This window comes from Phycicoccus ginsengisoli (assembly GCF_054779295.1).
This window is the reverse complement of sequence record NZ_BAAGYN010000007.1, coordinates 108,028-128,527: the sequence shown is the minus strand read 5'-3', so window position 1 is coordinate 128,527 and position 20,500 is coordinate 108,028. Positions and strand designations below refer to the sequence as shown.

Below are 20,500 nucleotides of genomic sequence, written 5' to 3'. Positions count from 1 at the left end.
ACGGACACACGAAGGGGGCCGACCGGGATCTCCCGGTCGGCCCCTTCGTCGCGCCGCGACGGGTCAGACGACGCGCCGCCTCAGCATGGCTGCTCCCGCCGCCAGGGCGAACACGACAGCTGCGCCGAGCCCACGCCCGAGGTTGCGGCCGCCCTCGCCGTCAGCGGCGGCGAGCTCGAAGGAGTACGCCGTCTGGCCGGCCGCGCCGGCCGGCGCGCCGTAGGCCATGCCCTCCGCCTTGGCCCGCTGGGCGCCGGCCTCGATGAGGGCGTACTTCTGGCCGTAGTCGGCGGCAGTGGACTTGCCGGCCTCGATCAGCTTCTTGGTGCCCTGGTCGGAGAGCTGCTGCGCCCCGTCCTTGATCTTCGGGGCACCGGACGCGGCCTGGTCCAGGCCGTCGGCGAGCTGGGTCGAGCCGCTGGCTGCGTCCCCGAGGCCGCTGGACAGCTGGTTGGCGCCGTCCTTGAGCTGCCCGGCCCCGGCATCGAGCTTCCCGGCACCGGTGGACAGGTCGCCCAGACCGGAGTCGAGCTGCTTGGCCCCGTCGGCGAGCTGAGACGACCCGCCGGCCAGCTGGTCAGCGCCCGCCGAGGCCTGCCCGAGTACGTCGGACACGCTGGCGGCGATCCCCGCGACCAGCTGGTCGATGCCCGCTGAGACGAGGCCCTGGACTTGGTGGATGCCACAGGGGTTCGACTTCTTGGTCGGATCCTTGAGGTCACAGGCCGGGTTGCTGACACCCAGCTGGACCTTGGTGAGGCCTCCACGGATCTGGTCCAGCCCGTAAAGAAGAGTCTTCTCCGTGTCCTTGTCACCCACGCCGGCGACAAGTTGATCGAGGGCGTAGAGCGCGGTCTGGCCGGGCACGTCTCGTGACCCGATGTTGGCGAGGATCTGGTCCAGTCCGTACAGCGCGGTGGTGCCCGGAGTAGAACGGGATCCCAGACCGGCTACCACCTTTGCGAGGGTGATCTTGGTCGTCACTGCCTCGCTCGCCTTGGCGTCAGGGACCCCAGGCACGCTGAAGAAGCTCGGTGCGATCTTGGTGCAGACGTCGGTCGGGTCAGACACGAAGTGTGCGATGTCGACCGCTCCGGTGCTCGTGAGGCCCGCCGTGTTGTTGGGGCACCCGAGGACGAACTGGAGGTTCATCAGTCCCTGCTTGGCGCCCGGATTCGTAGGGCTGGCGTTGTCGAGACCAGCGAGGATGCTGGTAAGGGCCTGCTTTGCCCCCGGCTCCGAGGCGCTGTTCTTGTCCAGTTTGTCCATCAGCTGTTCGAGAACCTGCTTGACACCGCCGGGGTCCGTTGCCCCCAGGGCGCCCGCGGGGTGGTCAAGGCCTGCCGAAAGCTGGTCGACGCCATCCTGCATCTGGTTGATGCCCCACAAGATGGTGTTCGTGGCCTTGGGCGAACCGATGCCGCTCTGAACCGCCTTAAGGGCGGCCTTGAGCTGGGCCACGCCATCGGCAACATCGGGGTTCGCGGGTAGCTGCTCCACGCCGGATTGGATCAGGGCAAGACCGTCGGCCAGAGCGGCCGACCCGTCGGCAACTTGGGAGGCGCCGTCCGAGACCTGCGACGAGCCGCCCTTGGCCTTCGCCGCACCGTCCTTGAGCTGGCCTGTGCCGTTCTTGAGGTCACCCGCACCCGCCGCCAGCTTGGCTGCACCGGGCGCTGCCTGACCGGCGAGGCCGTCGTGCAGCTGGTTGGCACCGTCGCGAAGCTTGATGAGACCTGCGAGCAGGTCGCCAGCACCATCACGGAGCTTGAGCAGGTTGCTGTCGATCTCGGTGGCGCCGGCCGTCAGCGTGGCACCGGTCTGGGCACCGCCCTTGTACGACTCCGCGCCGCCCTTGAAGGACGGGCTGTCCAGGGGGCTGACGGGCAGGGCCGAGATGGACGCCTTGGGGATGACCCCGTCGGCGATCCGGGCCTCGTAGCCGAACGTCGCCTCAGGCTTCCCGATCGGCCCGAAGAGGGTCATGGTGAAGGACATCTTCGTGCCGCCGCGCCCGTCACCGGCGATGTTGGCCTCGTTGGACCGGACGTCGGTGAAGGTGGACGGAAGGACGGTCGTGAGAGAGCCGATCATGGGGATGACGACGTCCTCCGTCGCGGTGGCAGTCTTGCCGGTCCCGTCGTTGAAGGACACCTCCTGCGGCTTCCCGGTGACGTTCCGGACCGTGTACTGCACCTTGAGGTCTCCCGCCTTGCCGACGACGTCTCCCGGCTGCACCTGCTTGCCGTCCAGGAAGTACTTGACGTCGACCTCGAGCGGGAGTCGCTTCGTGTAGTCGCTGACGGAGCGGAGACGCAGCTCGCCGTCGACGGTGTACTGGCCGACCATCTGGCCGCCCTTGACGTCGAAGCCACCGAAGCTGTCGAGGTTGCGAAGGCCCCTGGTCTCCACGGGGTTGGCGAGGTCCACGGTCCCCTTGCCCTCCATGGCGACCTGCTCGTAGACCCGAGCCACGTCGACCTTCCCGCTGGCATTGAGGTACGCCTGCACCGTCTCGGTGTTGGACACCAGGACGTCGGAACCGGAGGCAGCCATGGCAGGCCCCGCCGCGAGGATGGCGGCCGCCGGGACGGCGAAGAACGCGGCGCCTGCCAGCGTCACTGACTTCTTGATCACTTGTTGTCTCCTGCCACGAGGCCGTCGATGCCGACCGTGTCCACGTTGTCGTCGCCCGAGCGGGCCGAGCCCCGGCTGAACCAGCTGTCCCACGTGCCCCTCGAGTGCGCACCCGCCTGCCCCAGCGGGATCAGGGATGCGGCGAGGAACCCCAGGGCCACGGCGAACAGGACCGTGGTCCCGGCGGCCGGCGACTCCTGCAGGAACTGTGAGGGAGCGTTGGTGTACGTCTCCTCGTAGGCGCCGACGATGGCCGCGGCGCCCAGCAGGCCGCTCCAGAGCGGCAGGTTCCCCGCGCTGACCGCGCAGGCGACCCCGATGACGGCGACGACCAGGAAGGCTGCGACCGCGCGGCCCCCTGCCGAGTCCGGGAGCACGGCGGCCCGCAGCGCGAACCCGATCCACGCCGCGACGAAGCCGACCAGGAAGCCGCCGAGCTTGCCGAGAGGCGGCTCGTGCGGCACCAGCCCGAGGACGCCGCCCAGGGCGGCTCCCAACAGGGCCACGTGCTGCAGGTCGAGACCGAACAGCTGTCCGAGTCCGATGATCAGGGCCGCGAAAACGGCCAACACAAGCCCGACGACCAGGCCTCTGCGCATGTCCACCTCACAGGAAATGCACCCGGCGTCCATTGGCGGGTGCGTGGTTACCGGAGAGTATGGGGCACTCCCGCCGAAAAAATCACGTCTGTGACCCGACTCGCAGGGCGCGAGCCGTGACACATCCGCTGTTCGGTTCGTTATTGACGGTTTGCCCCGCATTCGGCCGCTGTGCGCGGGAGCAGACCCGGTTGCGACCTGACGCGCGAGCCCAGTGGGTCGGGCCGGCGCCGATCGCAGCACGCTGGCACAGCGGCGCCGAGGACGACAGGGACCTAGGGCACTTCCTTCGCTCGCACCCGGGCGGTCAGTGCGCGGCGTCGTGCCAGGAGCGGCCGACCCCGACGCTGACGTCGAGCGCGACGTCCATCTCGACGGCGTGGCCCATCTCGCGGCGGACCAGCGCCTCGACGTCGTCGCGCTCCCCCGGCGCGATCTCGAGGACGAGCTCGTCGTGCACCTGGAGCAGCTGGCGCGACTTCGCCCCAGCCTCGGTGAGCGCCCGGTCGACCCGCAGCATCGCGACCTTGATGATGTCGGCCGCCGAGCCCTGGATGGGCGCGTTGAGGGCCATCCGCTCGGCCATCTCGCGGCGCTGGCGGTTGTCGCTCGTGAGGTCGGGCAGGTAGCGCCGGCGCCCCAGCATGGTCTGGGTGTACCCGGTCGCCCGCGCCTCGGCCACGACGTCCCGCAGGTAGTCGCGCACGCCGCCGAACCGGGCGAAGTACTCGTCCATCAGCCCCTGGGCCTCGCCCGTGGAGATCGTCAGCTGCTTGCTCAGGCCGAACGCCGACAGCCCGTACGCGAGGCCGTAGGACATCGCCTTGACCTTGGACCGCATCTCGAGCGTGACGTCCTCGGGCTCGACCGAGAACACCCGCGACCCGACGAACCGGTGCAGGTCCTCGCCGGTGCGGAACGCCTCGATCAGCCCCTCGTCGCCGGACAGGTGCGCCATGATCCGCATCTCGATCTGGCTGTAGTCGGCCGACATCAGCGACTCGTACCCGTCGCCGACGACGAACACCTCGCGGATCCGGCGGCCCTCCTCGGTGCGGATCGGGATGTTCTGCAGGTTGGGGTCGGTCGACGACAGCCGGCCGGTCGCGGCGATCGTCTGCTGGTACGTCGTGTGGATGCGCCCGTCCTCGGCGACCGACTTCAGCAGCCCCTCGACGGTGACCCGCAGCCGCGAGGCGTCACGGTGCCGCAGCATGGCCTCGAGGAACGGGTGCTCGGTCTTGGCGTAGAGGTCGGTCAGCGCGTCGGCGTCGGTCGTGTACCCGGTCTTCGTGCGCCGCGTCTTGGGCAGGCCGAGCGTCTCGAACAGGACCACCTGCAGCTGCTTGGGCGAGCCGAGGTTGACCTGCTCGCCGCCGATCGCGTCGTAGGCGTCCTGCTGGGCCTCCCGGACCTTGGCGGCGAAGTCGGCCTCCAGCCCCGTCATGGTGTCGACGTCGGCGGCGATGCCGGTGCGCTCCATGCCCGCGAGCACGCGCTCGAGCGGCAGCTCGACGTCCTGCTGGAGCGACGCCCCGCCGGTCGCCTCGAGCTGGTCCGAGAGCGCCGCCGCCAGGTCGAGCACGGCGCGGGCGCGGACCATGGCGTCCTGCGCCCCTCCGAGGTGCTCGTCGCCGAAGTCGAGCAGGCCCTGGCCCGTCGACTCGGTCTCGGCCCGCAGCTCGCGGCCGAGGTGGCGCAGCACGAGGTCGGCCAGGTCGTAGGACCGCTGGTCGGGCCGCACCAGGTAGGCGGCCAGCGCGGTGTCGGTGGCGACACCCTGCAGGTCCCAGCCGCGAGCGTAGAGCGCGAGCATCGGCCCCTTGGCGTCGTGCAGGACCTTGGGGCGGTCGGGGTCGGCCAGCCAGGCGCCGACGGCGGCCTCGCCCTCCGGGTCCAGGGTGGTGAGGTCGAGGTATGCCGCGGCGTCGCCCTCGGTGGCCAGGGCGAGGGCGGTGGCGTCGCCCGTCCCCCGCCCCCAGTGACCCACGAGGTGCACGCCGACCCGGGCCCCGGGCGCGGCATACGTCGTGAGCCACCCGGCCACCTCCTCGGGTGCGAGCACGGCGCCCTCGAGGTCGAAGCCGTGGTCGGCCTCCTCCTGGGGGGCCTCGAGGTACTCGAAGAGGCGGTCGCGCAGGACTCGGAACTCGAGGCTGTCGAAGACGGTGTGGACGAGCTCGCGGTCCCAGTTCCGGCGCTCGAGCTCGTCGATGGTGACGGGCAGTGGCAGGTCGCGGACGAGGTGGTTGAGGCGCCGGTTGCGCAGCACGTCGTTGAGGTGCTCGCGCAGCGACTCCCCCGCCTTGCCCTTGATCTCGTCGGCGTGCGCCACGACGCCCTGCAGGTCGCCGTAGAGCGCGAGCCACTTGGCGGCGGTCTTGGGCCCGACGCCCGGGACGCCGGGCAGGTTGTCGCTGGACTCGCCCACGAGCGCGGCGAGGTCGCTGTAGCGCTCGGGCGCCACGAGGTACTTCTCCTCGACCTTGGCCGGGTCCAGCCGCCACACCTCGGAGACGCCTCGCACCGGGTAGAGCAGGGTGACCTGATCGGTGACGAGCTGGAAGGCGTCGCGGTCGCCGGTGCAGATGACGACGTCCATGCCCTGCTCGGTCGCCTGGGTGGTCAGCGTGGCGATGACGTCGTCGGCCTCGTAGCCGTCGACCTCGACCCACCGGATCTTGAGCGCGTCGAGGATCTCGCGCACGAGCGGTATCTGGCCCGAGAACTCGCTCGGGGTGGCCGAACGGGTCGCCTTGTAGTCGGCGTACTCCTCGCTGCGGAACGTCTGGCGTGAGACGTCGAAGGCGACGGCGACGTGGGTCGGCTGCTCGTCGCGCAGCACGTTGATGAGCATCGAGGTGAAGCCGTAGACCGCGTTGGTGTGCTGGCCCGTGCTGGTGGAGAAGTTCTCCGCGGGCAGCGCGAAGAACGCGCGGTAGGCGAGCGAATGACCGTCGAGGAGAAGCAGGCGACTCACACGTGGCAGCCTAGGGCCCGTGACCGACACGACGAACCATGAGGCCTTCCTCGAGGCGCTCGAGACGATGAACCCGAACTCGCTGATGAAGCGGATGGAGATCGAGATCCTCGAGGCCTCCCCCGAGCGGGTCGTCGCCCGCATGCCCGTCGAGGGCAACACCCAGCCCTACGGCCTGCTGCACGGAGGCGCCTCGGTCGTGCTCGCCGAGACGCTCGGGTCGATCGGGTCCGCGCTGCACGCCGGCCCGGACCGCATCGCCGTCGGCCTCGACATCAACGCCACGCACCACCGCGCCGCCCGCTCGGGCTTCGTCACCGGGACCGCGACGGCGCTGTCCCTGGGGAGCACCCTGGCGTCCTACGAGATCGTCGTCACCGACGACCACGACCACCGCGTGTGCACCTGCCGGATCACCTGCCTGCTGCGCGACGCCCCTCCCGGAGGCACCCGCCCCCGCCCCTGACGGACGCCGCACCCTCCTTCGCGCAAAACAACGGTTGCGCGGCATACCTCGGGTTGATGTCCCGACGTATGCCGCGCAACCGTTGTTTCTCGGGGTCGCGGGCGCGAGGCGGTCAGCCGGCGAGGCGGCTGCCCGCGGAGGCGCGGGCCTTGGCGCGCAGCGAGCGCCGGCGGTGCAGCAGCTGCTCGAGCGAGGCGTGGTGCCGCTCGTCGGTGCCCAGGCGGCGGCGCAGCGCGGACACCGTGGTGATGCGGCGGACCACCTGGGAGCTGAACCCCAGGCGGGCGAAGAACCGGTTGGCCTCGCGGTGGGTCGCCGGCACGTTGCAGCCGATCTGCTCACAGCCGCGCGAGTCGGCATACAGCGTCACGGCGCTCATGAGCTGGCGGGCGACGCCGTGCTTGCGGGACGCCGGGGCGACGTAGAGCTCGTCGATGGTGACGCAGGGGGCGTCGGTGAGCGCCGAGAAGGGGCTGGTGGCGGCGACGGCGAAGCCGACCGCCTGGCCGTCGCTGGAGGCGAGGTAGGCGCGCACGTCCTCGCGGTGCAGCGCTGAGGCGATCCGACCCTCGGACGCCGCCCGGGCCACCACCTCGGGGCTCACCCCGGCCTCGACGCGGGAGGCCATCCAGAGCTCGGTGAAGGATCGCTCCTCCTCCTGCCCCACACGTCGCACGCTGATCGAGGGACGGCTCACAAGACTCCTCCAAGGTCGTTGGTCAAGCTCCTGCAGGCTCGGCCCCCCCGACCGATGTCAGGCGCCCGGCCGGGCACCCGAGGAAGGACTCTAGGCCCACCTGCAACCATCGGGAAAGGACCGACTTTCAACAATCGTCCGGATGGCTGAGATTGCGTTCGGCAACCATCGTTCACCGCGTCGTCACGGTTTCGGTGCCCGGTCACAGCGGCCGCTCGAACACGTAGTCGTCCTCGTACCGCGCCCCCACGAGAAAGCGCTTCGTGCCCACCTGCTCGAAGCCGCTCTTGCGGTAGAAGCGTTGCGCCCGCTCGTTGAGCTGGTTGACGCCGAGCCACACCCCTTGAGCGCCGCGGCCTCGGGCGGCCTCCAGCGCAGCCGTCATGAGCAGGCGGCTCACCCCGGCGCCGTGGTGGCCGGGCAGCACGTAGATCTTGGACAGCTCCGCGGTCGGCCGCAGCCGGATGGCGGCGCGGACGTCGTCGTCGGCCGGCTCACCGTTCACGAGCATGGCGTACCCCGTCGCCGTCCCCTCCTCGTCGGCGAGGAACAGGTCGCGGCCCGGGTCGGCCAGGTAGCGCTCGAAGCAGCCCACGGACAGGACGTCCGCCACGAACGTGGCGACCGACTCCGCGGTGACGTGCGGCGGACAGGCGAGGGCGAAGGTGGCTGCCGCCACCTCGTGCAGCACCGGGGCGTCGCTCGCGGCGGCTGCCCTGACCGTGGCGGCCACGCTCAGGCCTTGTCCATCCCCGTGATGACGGCCTCGGCGACCTCGCGCATGCCCAGGCGCCGGTCCATGGCCGTCTTCTGGATCCAGCGGAAGGCCTCGGCCTCGGTGATCTTGAGCTTCTTCTGGAGGATGCCCTTGGCGCGGTCGACGGCCTTGCGGGTCTCGAGCCGCTCACCGAGGTCGGCGACCTCCTGCTCGAGGGCGTGGACCTCGGTCCAGCGGTGCCGCGCGATGTCGATGGCGGGCCCGAGGTCGCTGGCCGTGAACGGCTTGACGATGTAGGCCATGACGCCCGCGTCGCGGGCGCGCTCGACCAGCTCGGTCTGGCTGAAGGCCGTGAGCATGACGACGGGGCAGATCCGGGCTGCGCCGATCTGCTCGGCGGCCGTGATGCCGTCCATGACGGGCATCTTGACGTCCATGATCGCCAGGTCGGGCTGGAGCTCGGTCGCCATCTCGACCGCCTGCTCGCCGTTGCTCGCCTGGCCGACGACCTCGTAGCCGGCCTCGGTCAGCATCTCGGCCAGGTCGAGGCGGATGAGGGCCTCGTCCTCGGCGACGAGGATGCGCAGGGACGACGGCGCCTTGGCGTCGGCGTCGGGGGTCTGTGCCTGGGTCTCGCTCACCCGGGACAGCCTAGTTGAGCCCCCCTGGAGGCACGGCGCGGGGACGGGCCCCGGGACGCGTCGCGTGAGGACGGGCCCGGCTCGCCCGTGGCGGCCCCGGCCGGGCCGCACCCCGCTGCGTCGCGCGCCCGGCAGGGATGGCTCCCGGCTCCCCGGCGGGGGAGAATCGGAGCGGCCGGCCAGCCCGGCCCCCCTGCCCGGTGCGCCGGGCCCGGCCTCTGGAGGCGCCGTGGGTGAGTCGGCCCGTTCCCGCCGCCGGCCGACCTCTGCCGCGATGCGGGTCGTGTGGGCGGTGGTCGCCTTCCTCGGCGGCGGTCTCGCGGGGCTCTTCCTGGTGCTGCCGCGCACGAGGTTCCTGCGTCCGCGCCGGGTGCTCACGTGCCCGCTCTGCCAGCGCCGGCACCGGCGCCTGCTCACCGGGATGGTCGTCCTCGCGCTGCTGTCCGTGGCGGGCTTCGGGCTGCGGGTCTCCCAGCGCGCCCGCGAGCTCCCGGCCTGCGTGGCGGACACCTCGATCGCGGAGGGCCGGCGGGTGATCGACCCGGCGGCTCCCAGCCGCCCGGCCCCGTGGTCGACGGTCCGCTCGGTCATGACGGCACCCGTCAGCGGGCTCGCGCTGGGCTTCGCGGAGGTGCGGGGGCGGGGCCTGTGCAGTGTCGGGAACCCACCCATGACCCTGGCCTTCGTCCCGCAGGCGGGGCACCGCGCCGGCAGCATGGTGGGCGAGGTGTTCCTCGCCTCGCCCCAGCCCCGCATCAACCCCGTCCGGGCGCGGGAGCTCGCGCTGCACGAGTCGCGGCACGTCGACCAGTGGGCGGTGTGCAGCATCGTGGGCGGGATCGCGCTGCTGCCGGTCCTCTACCTCGTCGACGACAGCCTGTACCCGGACTCGCTGAACCACTTCGAGCAGGCAGCGGGTCTCGACGACGGCGGCTACCCGCCACCACCGCAGCCGACGCCGGGCCCACGCGGCTGGGCCGTGGCGCTCTGGGTGGGGGTCGTGCTGCTCCTCGCCCGGCGCCGCATCCGGTGGGTGGTCCGGACGGTGGTCCGGCGGCGCAGCACCCACAGCGCGGGCCGGTGCGCGGTCCACACGACCGGCTGGACCTGACCCGGGCCGGTCGGTCCGGCACCCAGGCGCCGCTCGTGGCGGGTCACCCGGTCGGGGGCTGGTCCTTGAGCAGGTGGAGGAGCGCGTCCGTCCCCGTGTCGACGAGGGCATACCTGCTGGCGCCCGTGCGTCCGTGCAGGACGAAGACGAACCGCCGCTCGTCCCGGTCCTCGAGCTCCCACCAGCCGGTGTCCGCGATCGACTTGGTCTCGTCCTCGTACGTCGCGTGGTCGAGGTCGTGGTCGGCGACGGGTACGGCGAGGCGGTTGGCCTGCGGGCTCGTGGGCAGCCCCTTGGGCACGGCCCACGACCGCAGCACGCCGTCCTCCTCGAGCCGCAAGTCGAAGTGGTGCCGCGGGCGCTGGTGCTCGTGCAGCACGAAGACGGGACGGTCGCCACTCACCCGCCCAGTCCACCAGAACGCGCCGCACGCCGCCCGGTGCCGGGCGGCGTGCCGCGTGGTGCCGAAGGGGGGACTCGAACCCCCACGCCCTTGCGGGCAGAGCATTTTGAGTGCCCCGTGTCTGCCATTCCACCACTCCGGCTCGCCGGCGCACGGCGCCGGTGGACGCCCCAGGGCGACGCGCACAGCATACAAAGGGCGGCGGCCGTGCAGCGCCACCCCGGCGGGTGCCTCAGAGCTCGTTGAGGTCCTCGTATGCCGGTGCCACGCCGTTGACGGCGTCGCCCATCTTGTGCACGCGCAGGGCGTTGGTCGATCCGGGGATGCCCGGCGGGGAGCCCGCGACGAGGATGACGAGGTCGCCCTCCTGGGCCCGGCCCTGCGCCAGCAGTGACCGGTCGACCTGCAGGGCCATCTGGTCGGTGTGGCGCGCCATGGGCACGAGGAAGGTCTCGATGCCCCAGGCCAGCGCCAGCCGCGAGCGGGTGTGCTGCTCGGGTGTGAAGGCCAGCATGGGGATCCGCGGGCGCATGCGCGACATGCGCTTGGCCGTGTCACCGGACTGGGTGAAGGTGATGAGGAACTTGGCCCCGAGCAGGTCGCCGATCTCGACGGCCGCCCGCGAGACGGCGCCTCCCATGGTGTGCGGCTGGGTGCCCAGCGGCGGGATGCGCTCGAGGCCGTGCTCCTCGGTGCTCTCGATGATCCGGGCCATGGTCTGGACGGCCTGGATCGGGTAGGCCCCGACACTGGTCTCGCCGGACAGCATGAGGGCGTCGGCGCCGTCGAGGACGGCGTTCGCGGCGTCGGACGCCTCGGCGCGGGTCGGCCGCGGGGCGTCGATCATCGACTCGAGCACCTGCGTCGCGACGATGACCGGCTTGGCCTGGCGTCGGGCGATCTCGATGGCGCGCTTCTGCACGATCGGGACGTCCTCGAGCGGCAGCTCGACGCCGAGGTCGCCGCGCGCGACCATGACGCCGTCGAACGCCTGGATGATCTCGGTGAGCGCCTCGACGGCCTGCGGCTTCTCGATCTTGGCGATGACCGGCAGTCGCACGCCGACCTCGTCCATGACCTCGTACACGTCGTCGAGGTCCGCGGCGGATCGCACGAAGGACAGCGCGATCATGTCGGCGCGCAGCTTCAGCGCCCAGCGCAGGTCCTCCTTGTCCTTCTCGGACAGGGCGGGGACGGACACGGCGACACCGGGCAGGTTGATGCCCTTGTTGTTGGAGATGGTGCCCCCGACGGTGACGGTGCAGCGCACGTCGGTGTCGGTCACCTCCGTGGCCTGGAGCGCCACCTTGCCGTCGTCGATGAGCAGGACGTCCCCCGCCCGCACGTCGCCGGGAAGCCCCTTGTACGTGGTCCCCACCTCGTCCCGGGTGCCGACGACGTCACGGGTGGTGATGGTGAAGGTGTCGCCGTTGGCCAGCGAGACCGGGCCGTCGCCGAACCGGCCCGTGCGGATCTTCGGGCCCTGCAGGTCGACGAGGACCCCGACCGCGTGGCCGGTCTCGTCGCTGGCCCTGCGGATCTCGCGGTAGATCCGCTCGTGCTCGGCGTACTCGCCGTGGGAGAGGTTGAGCCGGGCCACGTCCATCCCCGCGTCGACCAGCTCGCGGATCTTCTCGGGGGTGGAGACGGCCGGGCCGAGGGTGCACACGATCTTGGCGCGACGCATACGCCGACCCTATCGGTCGCCCCGGACGCGACGTGACCCCGGTCACCTCCGGACACGGCTCCAAGCCCTGCCCCTCGCCCCTGCACTGCGCGACGAATCTTGGCCCAAGATTCGCTGTGCGGGTGAAGCTTCACCCGCACAGCGAATCTTGGGCCAACCTTGCGCGGTGGCGTAGCCGCGCGGGGGCGGCGCGGGCGGTCCGTCGGAACGGCGGGGCGGGGTCAGACGACGAGCGGGCGGTCCGTCGGGTCGATCGGGCGCGGGAGGGCGGTCGAGCCGGTGAGGTAGCGGTCGACCCCGGCGGCCGCGGACCGGCCCTCGGCGATCGCCCACACGATGAGCGACTGGCCGCGACCGGCGTCACCGGCGACGAAGACGCCCGGCACCGACGTCATGTAGTCCTTGTCGCGCTTGACGTTCGAGCGCTCGTCGAGCTCGACCTCCAGCTGCTCGACGACGCCCGGGCCCTGTGGTCCGAGGAAACCCATCGCGAGCAGGATCAGCTGGGCGGGCAGCACCCGCTCGGTACCCTCGACCTCCTCGAACCGGCCGTCCTTCATCGTCACGTCGACCAGGCGGATGCCGCTGACCTTGCCGTCCTCGCCGAGGATCTCCTTGGTGGAGGCGGCGTACACCCGCTCACCACCCTCCTCGTGCGCGGAGGCGACGCGGAAGAGCGTCGGGTACGTCGGCCACGGCTGACCGGCGACGCGCTCCTCGCCGGGCCGGGGCATGATCTCCAGGCTCGTGACCGAACGCGCGCCCTGGCGGTGCGACGTGCCGATGCAGTCGGCACCGGTGTCGCCGCCGCCGATGACGATGACGTCCTTGCCCTCCGCCGTGACCTGTCCCTCGACCGCCTCGCCGAGGGCGGCGCGGTTGGCGGGCGGCAGGAAGTCCATGGCCTGCATGACGCCGTCGAGCTCGCGCCCGGGCACCGGCAGGTCGCGCGGCACCGTGGCGCCGACGGCCAGGACGACGGCGTCGTACCGGTCGCGCAGCTGCTTGCCGGTGACGTCCCCGCCGACGTCGACGCCGCTGCGGAACCGGGTGCCCTCGGCCTCCATCTGCGCGATGCGCCGGTCGAGGACGGCCTTCTCCATCTTGAACTCGGGGATGCCGTAGCGCAGCAGGCCGCCGGGCTTGTCGGCACGCTCGAACACCGCGACCGTGTGGCCGGCGCGGGTCAGCTGCTGGGCGGCGGCGAGACCGGCCGGGCCCGAGCCGACGACGGCGACCGTCTTGCCGGAGAGCCGCTCGGGCGGCTGCGGCTGGACGTACCCGGAGTCGAAGGCCCGCTCGATCGTGGTGACCTCGACCTGCTTGATCGTCACCGCGGGCTGGTTGATCCCCAGCACGCAGGCGGTCTCGCAGGGCGCGGGGCACAGCCGGCCGGTGAACTCGGGGAAGTTGTTCGTGGCGTGCAGCCGCTCGATCGCCTCGCGCCAGTCGCCCTTCCACGCCAGGTCGTTCCACTCGGGGATGAGGTTCCCGAGCGGGCAGCCGCTGTGGCAGAAGGGGATGCCGCAGTCCATGCAGCGGCCGGCCTGGCGCTGGAGCTGGCCGAGCTCCTGCTCCTCGTAGACCTCTTTCCAGTCCTTGATCCGGACCGGCACCGGCCTGCGGGCGGGCAGCTCGCGCTCACGGGTCTTCAGGAAGCCCTGGGGGTCAGCCACGGGACGCCTCCATGATCCGCTCCCACACCTCGGGGCCGTCGACGTCGAGACCTTCCGCCTCGGCGGCGGCGCGCACGTCCAGGACGCGCTGGTAGTCGCGGGGCAGCACCAGGGTGAACCTCTCCTTCGCGGTCTCCCACTCCTGCAGCAGGTGGGCCGCCACGGCCGACTCGGTCCAGTCGAGGTGGCGCTGCAGCAGGTCGCGGACGGTCGTCTCGTCGTCGGGGCGCAGCGGCCCCACGTCGACGAGCTCGGGGTTGACGCGGTCGGTGTCGAGGTCGAGGACGTACGCCACTCCCCCGGACATCCCGGCCGCGAAGTTGCGCCCGGTCGGGCCGAGCACCAGCACGGTGCCGCCGGTCATGTACTCGCACCCGTGGTCGCCCACGCCCTCGACGACGGCGGTCGCGCCGGAGTTGCGGACGCAGAACCGCTCGCCGACCATCCCGCGCAGGAACAGCTCGCCGGTGGTGGCGCCGTAGCCGATGACGTTGCCGGCGATGACGTTCGCCTCGGCCTGGAGTGGCGCGCCCCGGTCGGGGCGGACGACGACCCGTCCACCGGACAGGCCCTTGCCGACGTAGTCGTTGGCGTCGCCGAGCAGCCGCAGGGTGATCCCGCGCGGCAGGAAGGCGCCCAGCGACTGGCCGGCCGAGCCGGTCAGGGTGAGGTCGATCGTGCCGTCGGGCAGGCCCTCGGGGTGGGCCTTGGTGACCTCGTGCCCGAGCAGGGTGCCCACGGTGCGGTTGACGTTGCGGACCGCGACCTCGCCAGTGACGGCCGTGCCGTCGGTGATCGCCTCGCGGGCGATCGCGATGAGGCTGTGGTCGAGCGCCTTCTCCAGGCCGTGGTCCTGGCCGGTGGTGTTGCGCCGGGCCGAGCCGTCGGGGCTCTGGACGTCGGCAAAGATCGGCGACAGGTCGAGGCCGGCGGCCTTCCAGTGGTTGACGGCCTTGGTGGCGTCGATGGCGCCGACCTGGCCGATGGCCTCCTCGAGCGTGCGGAACCCGAGGGCCGCCAGGTGCTCGCGGACCTCCTCGGCGATGTACTCGAAGAAGGTCTGGACGAACTCGGGCTTGCCGGAGAAGCGGGCGCGCAGCTCGGGGTTCTGGGTCGCGATGCCGACCGGGCAGGTGTCGAGGTGGCAGACGCGCATCATGACGCAGCCGCTCACCACGAGCGGCGCCGTGGCGAAGCCGAACTCCTCGGCGCCGAGCAGCGCGGCGACGACGACGTCGCGGCCGGTCTTGAGCTGGCCGTCGCACTGGACCACGATCCGGTCGCGCAGGTTGTTGAGCACCAGCGTCTGCTGCGTCTCGGCGAGGCCGATCTCCCAGGGGCCGCCGGCGTGCTTCAGCGAGGTCAGCGGCGAGGCGCCGGTGCCGCCGTCGTGGCCGGAGATGAGCACGACGTCGGAGTGCGCCTTGGAGACGCCTGCCGCCACCGTGCCTACCCCGATCTCGGAGACCAGCTTGACGTGGATCCGGGCCTCGGGGTTGGCGTTCTTGAGGTCGTGGATCAGCTGGGCCAGGTCCTCGATGGAGTAGATGTCGTGATGGGGCGGCGGGCTGATCAGGCCGACACCGGGCGTCGAGTGCCGGGTCCGGGCCACCCACGGGTAGACCTTGTGCCCGGGCAGCTGGCCGCCCTCGCCGGGCTTGGCGCCCTGGGCCATCTTGATCTGGATGTCGCCGGACTTGGTGAGGTACAGCGACGTCACGCCGAACCGGCCTGACGCCACCTGCTTGATCACCGAGCGGCGCTCGTCGTCGAGCAGCCGGTCGACGTCCTCGCCGCCCTCACCGGTGTTGGAGCGCGCCCCGAGCCGGTTCATCGCGATGGCGAGGGTCTCGTGGGCCTCCTTGCTGATCGAGCCGTACGACATCGCGCCGGTGGAGAACCGCTTGACGATCTCGCTGACCGGCTCGACCTCCTCGAGCGGCACCGGGGGCCGCTCGGGCGAGGAGGTGAACTCGAAGAGCCCGCGCAGCGTCATGAGCCGCTCGGACTGCTCGTCGACCCGCTGGGTGTACTGCTTGAACACGTCGTACCGCCGCTGGCGGGTGGAGTGCTGCAGCCGGAACACGGTCTCGGGGTCGAACAGGTGCGGCTCGCCCTCGCGGCGCCACTGGTACTCGCCACCGACGGTGAGCTTGCGGTGCGGGAGCCGGACGCCGTCCGGCGGGTATGCCGCGGCGTGCCGGGCCGCGGTCTCCGCGGCCACGACGTCGAGCCCGATGCCGCCGAGCTGGGAGACGGTGCCGGTGAAGTAGCGGTCGACGAGCTCCTGCGAGAGGCCGATCGCCTCGAAGACCTGCGCGCCGCGGTAGGACGCGACGGTGGAGATGCCCATCTTCGACATCACCTTGAGCACGCCCTTGCCGAGGGCCTTGATGAGGTTGGCGACGGCCTTGTCGGCGCTGACACCCGTGATGGCGCCGGAGCGGACGAGGTCCTCCACCGACTCCATGGCGAGGTAGGGGTTGACCGCGGCCGCGCCGTACCCGATGAGCAGGGCGACGTGGTGCACCTCGCGCACGTCACCGGCCTCGACCACGAGGCCGACCAGGGTGCGGGTCTTCTCGCGGATGAGGTGGTGGTGGACCGCCGAGGTCAGCAGCAGCGACGGGATCGGGGCGAGGTCGCGGCCGGAGTCGCGGTCGGACAGCACGATGAAGCGGGTGCCCTCGGCGATGGCCTGCGACACCTCGGCGAAGATCTCCTCGAGACGCGCCTCGAGCGCCGCGGCCCCGCCCGAGACGTCGTAGAGGCCGCGCACGACGTGAGTCGCGTACCCGGGCAGGTCGCCGTCGGCGTTGATGTGGACGATCTTGGCGAGGTCGTCGTTGTCGATCACCGGGAACGGCAGCAGCACCTGGCGGGCGTGGGCCGGCGTCGCGGCCAGCGCGTTGCCCTCGGGCCCGATGACGGTGCCCAGGGAGGTGACGAGCTCCTCGCGGATGGCGTCCAGCGGGGGGTTCGTCACCTGGGCGAAGAGCTGGGTGAAGTAGTCGAAGATCAGCCGCGGCCGGTCGGACAGCACCGCGATCGGCGTGTCGGTGCCCATCGACCCCAGCGCCTCGGCGCCGGTGCGGGCCATGGGCGACAGCAGGATCTTGAGCTCCTCCTGGGTGTAGCCGAAGGTCTGCTGGCGCCGGGCGACGGAGGCGGCCGTGTGGACGATGTGCTCGCGCTCGGGCAGGTCGTCGAGGTGCAGGAGGCCGGCGTGCAGCCACTCCTCGTACGGCTTCTGGGCCGCGAGCGAGGACTTGACCTCGTCGTCCGAGACGATCCGGCCGTGCTCGGTGTCCACGAGGAACATCCGGCCCGGCTGGAGCCGCCCCTTGCGCACCACGCGGCTCGGGTCGAGGTCGAGGACACCCGCCTCGGAGGCGAGCACCACGAGTCCGTCGTCCGTGACCGAGTAGCGGCCGGGGCGCAGGCCGTTGCGGTCGAGCACCGCGCCGATCAGCGACCCGTCGGTGAACGTCACCGCGGCAGGGCCGTCCCACGGCTCCATGAAGGTCGAGTGGAACTCGTAGAAGGCCCGTCGGGCCGGGTCCATCTCCTCGTGGTTCTCCCACGCCTCCGGGATCATCATGAGGACGGCGTGCGGCAGCGACCGCCCCCCGAGGTGCAGCAGCTCGAGCACCTCGTCGAAGGACGCGGAGTCCGAGGCGCCGGGGGTGCAGATCGGGTACAGCCGCTCCAGGTCGCCCGGGATGACGTCGGAGACGAGCTGGCTCTCGCGGGCCCGCATCCAGTTGCGGTTGCCCTTCACCGTGTTGATCTCGCCGTTGTGGGCGATCAGGCGGTACGGGTGGGCCAGCGGCCAGGACGGGAAGGTGTTGGTGGAGAACCGGGAGTGGACCAGCGCGAGCTGGGTCTCGAACCGGCGGTCGGACAGGTCGGGGAAGAACGGCTCGAGCTGCCCGGTCGTGAGCATGCCCTTGTAGACGATGGTCCGGCAGCTCAGCGACGGGAAGTAGACGTCGGTCTCGTGCTCGGCCCGCTTGCGCAGGCAGAAGGCGAGGCGGTCCAGGCCGATCCCGACCATGCGTCCGACGGCGGCGCTGACGAACAGCTGCCGGAAGTGCGGCATGCAGTCGCGGGCCACCTGGCCGACCAGCTCCGCGGAGATCGGGACGTCGCGCCAGCCGAGGACGTTGAGCCCCTCCTCGCGGGCGATCTGCTCGATCCGCGCCACGGCCGCGTCGCGCTCGGACTCGTCGCGGGGCAGGAAGGCGGTGCCGACGGCATACGCCCCACCGACGGGCAGGTCGAAGTCGACGACGGAGCGGAAGAAGCCGTCCGGCACCTGGGTGAGGATGCCGGCGCCGTCGCCGACGAGCGGGTCGGCGCCGGTGGCGCCACGGTGCTCGAGGTTGCGCAGGGCGGTGAGTGCGTGGTCGACGATGTCGTGCCCGGCACTGCCCCGCATCGTCGCCACGAGCGCCACGCCGCAGGCGTCGTGCTCGAACTCGCGGCGGTAGAGCCCGGTGTCGGCGGGCTGGGCGGAGAAGCGCGTGTGGGACACGGGCGGGTCACCGTCCTCGGGGGTCGTAGGGCGTGCGCACAACCCTCGGAAGGGCGCACGGGGCACGCGCGTGGACGGCCTTGGCCACGGCGCAAGCAGGATAGCCCGCGCCCTCTCCGTTCCGCTATGTGAGCCGGCTCATTCCGTATGGTGAGACGTCACGCGTGGTTCGTGAGCCTCCGGAGCGCTCTCGGCGCCCTGCTCCGGCAGGGCCACGGGGCGGTCGCGGTTCCACCAGACGATGGCCAGGCCGAGCAGGAAGACGAGGATGCTGGTCCAGACGTTGACCCGCTGGCCGAGGATCCGGTGAGCCTCGTCGGAGCGCATGAGCTCCACGACGATGCGCCCGATCGGGTAGCCGGCGACGTAGAGGCCGAAGAGCTGGCCCCGGCGCAGCCGGAACCTGCGGTCGACGAGGACGAGGGCGAGGGCCAGCACGAGGCAGAAGACCGACTCGTAGAGGAACGTCGGGTGGAAGTACCCCAGCACCGTGCTGGAGGTGCCGGGGCAGGTCGTGGCGTGGCCGGCCGCCTGGTCCCAGCAGTGGATCTCCAGCTTCCACGGGACGTCGGTGCGACGGCCGTAGAGCTCGTTGTTGAACCAGTTGCCCCAGCGGCCCAGCGCCTGGGCCACCGCGACGCCGGGGACGGCGGCGTCGGCGAAGTCCATGAGCGGGACGCCGTGCCGTCGGGCGCCGATCCAGGCGCCGAGGGTGCCCAGGGCGATCGCGCCCCAGATGCCGAGCCCGCCCTGCCAGATGAACAGCGCGTGCAGCGGCTGCCCGCCCTGTCCGAAGTACGGGTCGGGCGTGGTGATGACGTGGTAGAGCCGGCCGCCGACGATGCCGAACGGCACCGCCCACGCCGAGATGTCCACGGCCTTCTCGAGGTCGTGGCCGCGGTCGCGCAGGCGCCGGCCCGTGATCCAGACCGCGACCGCGATCCCGGCGAGGATGCACAGGGCGTAGGCGCGGATGGGCACCGGTCCGAGGTGCCAGACGCCCGAGGACGGGCTGGGGATGCTCGCCGGGAGGGCCGTCGACACCGCGGCCACGACGCCGGGCATCACTTGGTCGCAGCCTTGACCTTGGCCGCGAGGCCCTGCTGCGTCAGCCCGGTGAGGTCGAGGGTCTGCCCGTCGAGCTTAACCGTGGGGGTGCCGTTGACGCCGTCCTTCTCGGACTGCGTCTGCACCGACTCCACCCACTGGTTGTGCGCCTTGTCGGCGTAGCACTTCTCCCACGACGTCAGCGCGGCCCCGGTGATGCCCGCCTTGGTGGCGAAGTCCTTGAGGGCCGCGTCGGTGTACCCGGCGCCCTCCTTGGCGGGCTGCCCCTGGAAGACGGCGGCGTGGTACTGCAGGAACTTGTCCTGGTCCGCCGCGCAGGCCGCGGCGTTGGCGGAGCGGTTGGAGGAGTCGTTGCGCAGGTTGTCGTCGAGGAACGACAGCGGGTGCGCCACGAGCTTGACCTGGTTGGCCTGCACCATGTCCTTGAGCTGCAGGCCGAAGATCTCCTCGAACCGGGCGCAGACCGGGCACTGGAAGTCCTCGTAGAGGTCCAGGGTCGGGACGTTGGCCGGGGCGCCGGGGTTGACCACGATGCCGGCCCCCATGGCTGCGACGTTCTTCGGCAGGGCCGAGCCGCCCGCGGTGGTGGCGGCCTTCTTGTCCGACCTGCCGAGCGTGACGGCCGTGACGACGCCGGCGACGACGAGCAGGACCACGACCACCGCGACGACGATCTTCGTGGTCGAGCTCCCCCTCGGTGCGGCGGCGGCCGCCTTCTCCTTGCGACTGGCTGCCTTGCGGTCGGCCGTTGCCTTGCTCATGCCGGGTGTCCTTCTCGGTCGAGGGTCTCGTCGTGGTCGCCAGCGGCCACGGGGTGCGGGAACAGCCAGCCGTCGAGCGCGAGGGCCGTCCGGGGCCGGACGGCCAGCCACGCCGCACAGGCCAGCAGCCCGAGGTCGCGGGCGATCTCCTGGGGGTACTGCGTCTGGGAGGCGTCGATGGTTCCCCCCTTGCCGAAACAGCCGCAGTCGATCGACAGGCCGCGGGCCCAGGCCGCGGAGATGCCGGCGATGAAGACGACCATGAGGATGCCGCCGACGACGGCCGAGCCCCGGGTCAGCAGGCCCACGACGAGGAGCAGGCCGACGGCGATCTCGAGCACCGGCAGGGCGTACCCCACGTAGCCGGCCACGTCGTACGGCAGCAGCTGGTAGGCGCGCACCGAGCGGGCCGACGTCTCCAGGTGGCCCACCTTGAGGCCGCCGGCGACCACGAGCACCACGCCGAGGACCACACGGGCCAGGGTCCCCACCCAGTCGCGCCAGGTCGCCGACCTCATC

Annotated in this window: 15 protein-coding genes and 1 tRNA gene; 2 read left to right on the top strand and 14 right to left on the bottom strand. The window is 71.6% G+C overall.

The genetic code is table 11. The features are described 5' to 3' along the window. Nucleotides 1-63: 63 nt before the first annotated feature. The 3 genes from ACYVDO_RS13450 to polA form a co-directional block, all read right to left on the bottom strand. On the bottom strand, nt 64-2,637 hold the full coding sequence (locus ACYVDO_RS13450; RefSeq protein WP_460936675.1) for a hypothetical protein: 2,574 nt from the start codon (nt 2,635-2,637) through the stop codon (nt 64-66). Next, complete coding sequence (locus tag ACYVDO_RS13445; RefSeq protein WP_460936673.1) at nt 2,634-3,206, bottom strand: hypothetical protein; 573 nt, start codon at nt 3,204-3,206, stop codon at nt 2,634-2,636. The genes ACYVDO_RS13450 and ACYVDO_RS13445 overlap by 4 nt, the downstream gene beginning before the upstream one ends. A gap of 337 nt (nt 3,207-3,543) precedes the next feature. Then, on the bottom strand, nt 3,544-6,216 hold the full coding sequence (gene polA / locus ACYVDO_RS13440; protein WP_460936671.1) for a DNA polymerase I: 2,673 nt from the start codon (nt 6,214-6,216) through the stop codon (nt 3,544-3,546). Between the two features lie 67 nt (nt 6,217-6,283). On the opposite strand from polA, the gene ACYVDO_RS13435 reads away from it, so the two are divergent. Next, a complete protein-coding gene (locus tag ACYVDO_RS13435; protein WP_460936865.1) occupies nt 6,284-6,682 on the top strand; it encodes a PaaI family thioesterase in 399 nt (132 codons plus the stop codon). Nucleotides 6,683-6,794: 112 nt separating this feature from the next. Here the strand turns inward: ACYVDO_RS13435 and ACYVDO_RS13430 are convergent, their stop codons facing one another. The 3 genes from ACYVDO_RS13430 to ACYVDO_RS13420 all read right to left on the bottom strand — a co-directional run bounded on the left by ACYVDO_RS13430 (nt 6,795) and on the right by ACYVDO_RS13420 (nt 8,738). Next, a complete protein-coding gene (locus ACYVDO_RS13430; RefSeq protein ID WP_460936669.1) occupies nt 6,795-7,379 on the bottom strand; it encodes a GNAT family N-acetyltransferase in 585 nt (194 codons plus the stop codon). Nucleotides 7,380-7,581: 202 nt separating this feature from the next. Then, entirely contained in the window at nt 7,582-8,112 is a 531-nt protein-coding gene (locus tag ACYVDO_RS13425) for a GNAT family N-acetyltransferase (protein ID WP_460936667.1), read from the bottom strand. 2 nt (nt 8,113-8,114) lie between these two features. Then, on the bottom strand, nt 8,115-8,738 hold the full coding sequence (locus ACYVDO_RS13420; RefSeq protein ID WP_460936665.1) for an ANTAR domain-containing response regulator: 624 nt from the start codon (nt 8,736-8,738) through the stop codon (nt 8,115-8,117). A gap of 229 nt (nt 8,739-8,967) precedes the next feature. Here ACYVDO_RS13420 and ACYVDO_RS13415 point away from each other — a divergent pair, with 229 nt between their 5' ends. Then, entirely contained in the window at nt 8,968-9,849 is an 882-nt protein-coding gene (locus ACYVDO_RS13415; protein ID WP_460936663.1) for a hypothetical protein, read from the top strand. 43 nt (nt 9,850-9,892) lie between these two features. On the opposite strand, the gene ACYVDO_RS13410 is transcribed toward ACYVDO_RS13415, so the two are convergent. The 8 genes from ACYVDO_RS13410 to ACYVDO_RS13375 form a co-directional block, all read right to left on the bottom strand. Continuing rightward, complete coding sequence (locus ACYVDO_RS13410) at nt 9,893-10,252, bottom strand: DNA polymerase ligase N-terminal domain-containing protein (RefSeq protein ID WP_460936661.1); 360 nt, start codon at nt 10,250-10,252, stop codon at nt 9,893-9,895. A 56-nt stretch (nt 10,253-10,308) separates the two neighbouring features. Next, nucleotides 10,309-10,394, bottom strand: a tRNA-Leu gene (locus ACYVDO_RS13405). Between the two features lie 90 nt (nt 10,395-10,484). Then, complete coding sequence (gene pyk, locus ACYVDO_RS13400) at nt 10,485-11,939, bottom strand: pyruvate kinase (protein ID WP_460936659.1); 1,455 nt, start codon at nt 11,937-11,939, stop codon at nt 10,485-10,487. A gap of 221 nt (nt 11,940-12,160) precedes the next feature. After that, the gene (locus ACYVDO_RS13395) at nt 12,161-13,615 is read right to left on the bottom strand and encodes a glutamate synthase subunit beta (RefSeq protein ID WP_460936657.1); all 1,455 of its coding nucleotides are present in this window, start codon (nt 13,613-13,615) and stop codon (nt 12,161-12,163) included. Further along, nucleotides 13,608-18,152, bottom strand: coding sequence for a glutamate synthase large subunit (gltB, locus tag ACYVDO_RS13390; protein ID WP_460936655.1), 4,545 nt, complete (start codon nt 18,150-18,152; stop codon nt 13,608-13,610). Before gltB ends, ACYVDO_RS13395 begins: the two co-directional genes overlap by 8 nt. A gap of 138 nt (nt 18,153-18,290) precedes the next feature. Then, a complete protein-coding gene (gene lgt / locus ACYVDO_RS13385) occupies nt 18,291-19,217 on the bottom strand; it encodes a prolipoprotein diacylglyceryl transferase (protein WP_460936653.1) in 927 nt (308 codons plus the stop codon). Further along, on the bottom strand, nt 19,217-19,981 hold the full coding sequence (locus tag ACYVDO_RS13380; RefSeq protein WP_460936652.1) for a DsbA family protein: 765 nt from the start codon (nt 19,979-19,981) through the stop codon (nt 19,217-19,219). Before ACYVDO_RS13380 ends, lgt begins: the two co-directional genes overlap by 1 nt. Beyond that, nucleotides 19,978-20,499: a MauE/DoxX family redox-associated membrane protein gene (locus ACYVDO_RS13375; protein ID WP_460936650.1), complete on the bottom strand. Its 522-nt coding sequence runs from the start codon at nt 20,497-20,499 to the stop codon at nt 19,978-19,980. The genes ACYVDO_RS13380 and ACYVDO_RS13375 overlap by 4 nt, the downstream gene beginning before the upstream one ends. Nucleotide 20,500 lies beyond the last annotated feature (1 nt).

Coding starts and splice junctions, on each gene's coding strand:
- ACYVDO_RS13435 (WP_460936865.1), top strand. CDS start 6,284: ATGAACCCGAACTCGCTGATGAAGCGGATGGAGATCGAGATCCTCGAG.
- pyk (WP_460936659.1), bottom strand. CDS start 11,939: ATGCGTCGCGCCAAGATCGTGTGCACCCTCGGCCCGGCCGTCTCCACC.
- lgt (WP_460936653.1), bottom strand. CDS start 19,217: ATGCCCGGCGTCGTGGCCGCGGTGTCGACGGCCCTCCCGGCGAGCATC.
- ACYVDO_RS13380 (WP_460936652.1), bottom strand. CDS start 19,981: ATGAGCAAGGCAACGGCCGACCGCAAGGCAGCCAGTCGCAAGGAGAAG.
- ACYVDO_RS13375 (WP_460936650.1), bottom strand. CDS start 20,499: ATGAGGTCGGCGACCTGGCGCGACTGGGTGGGGACCCTGGCCCGTGTG.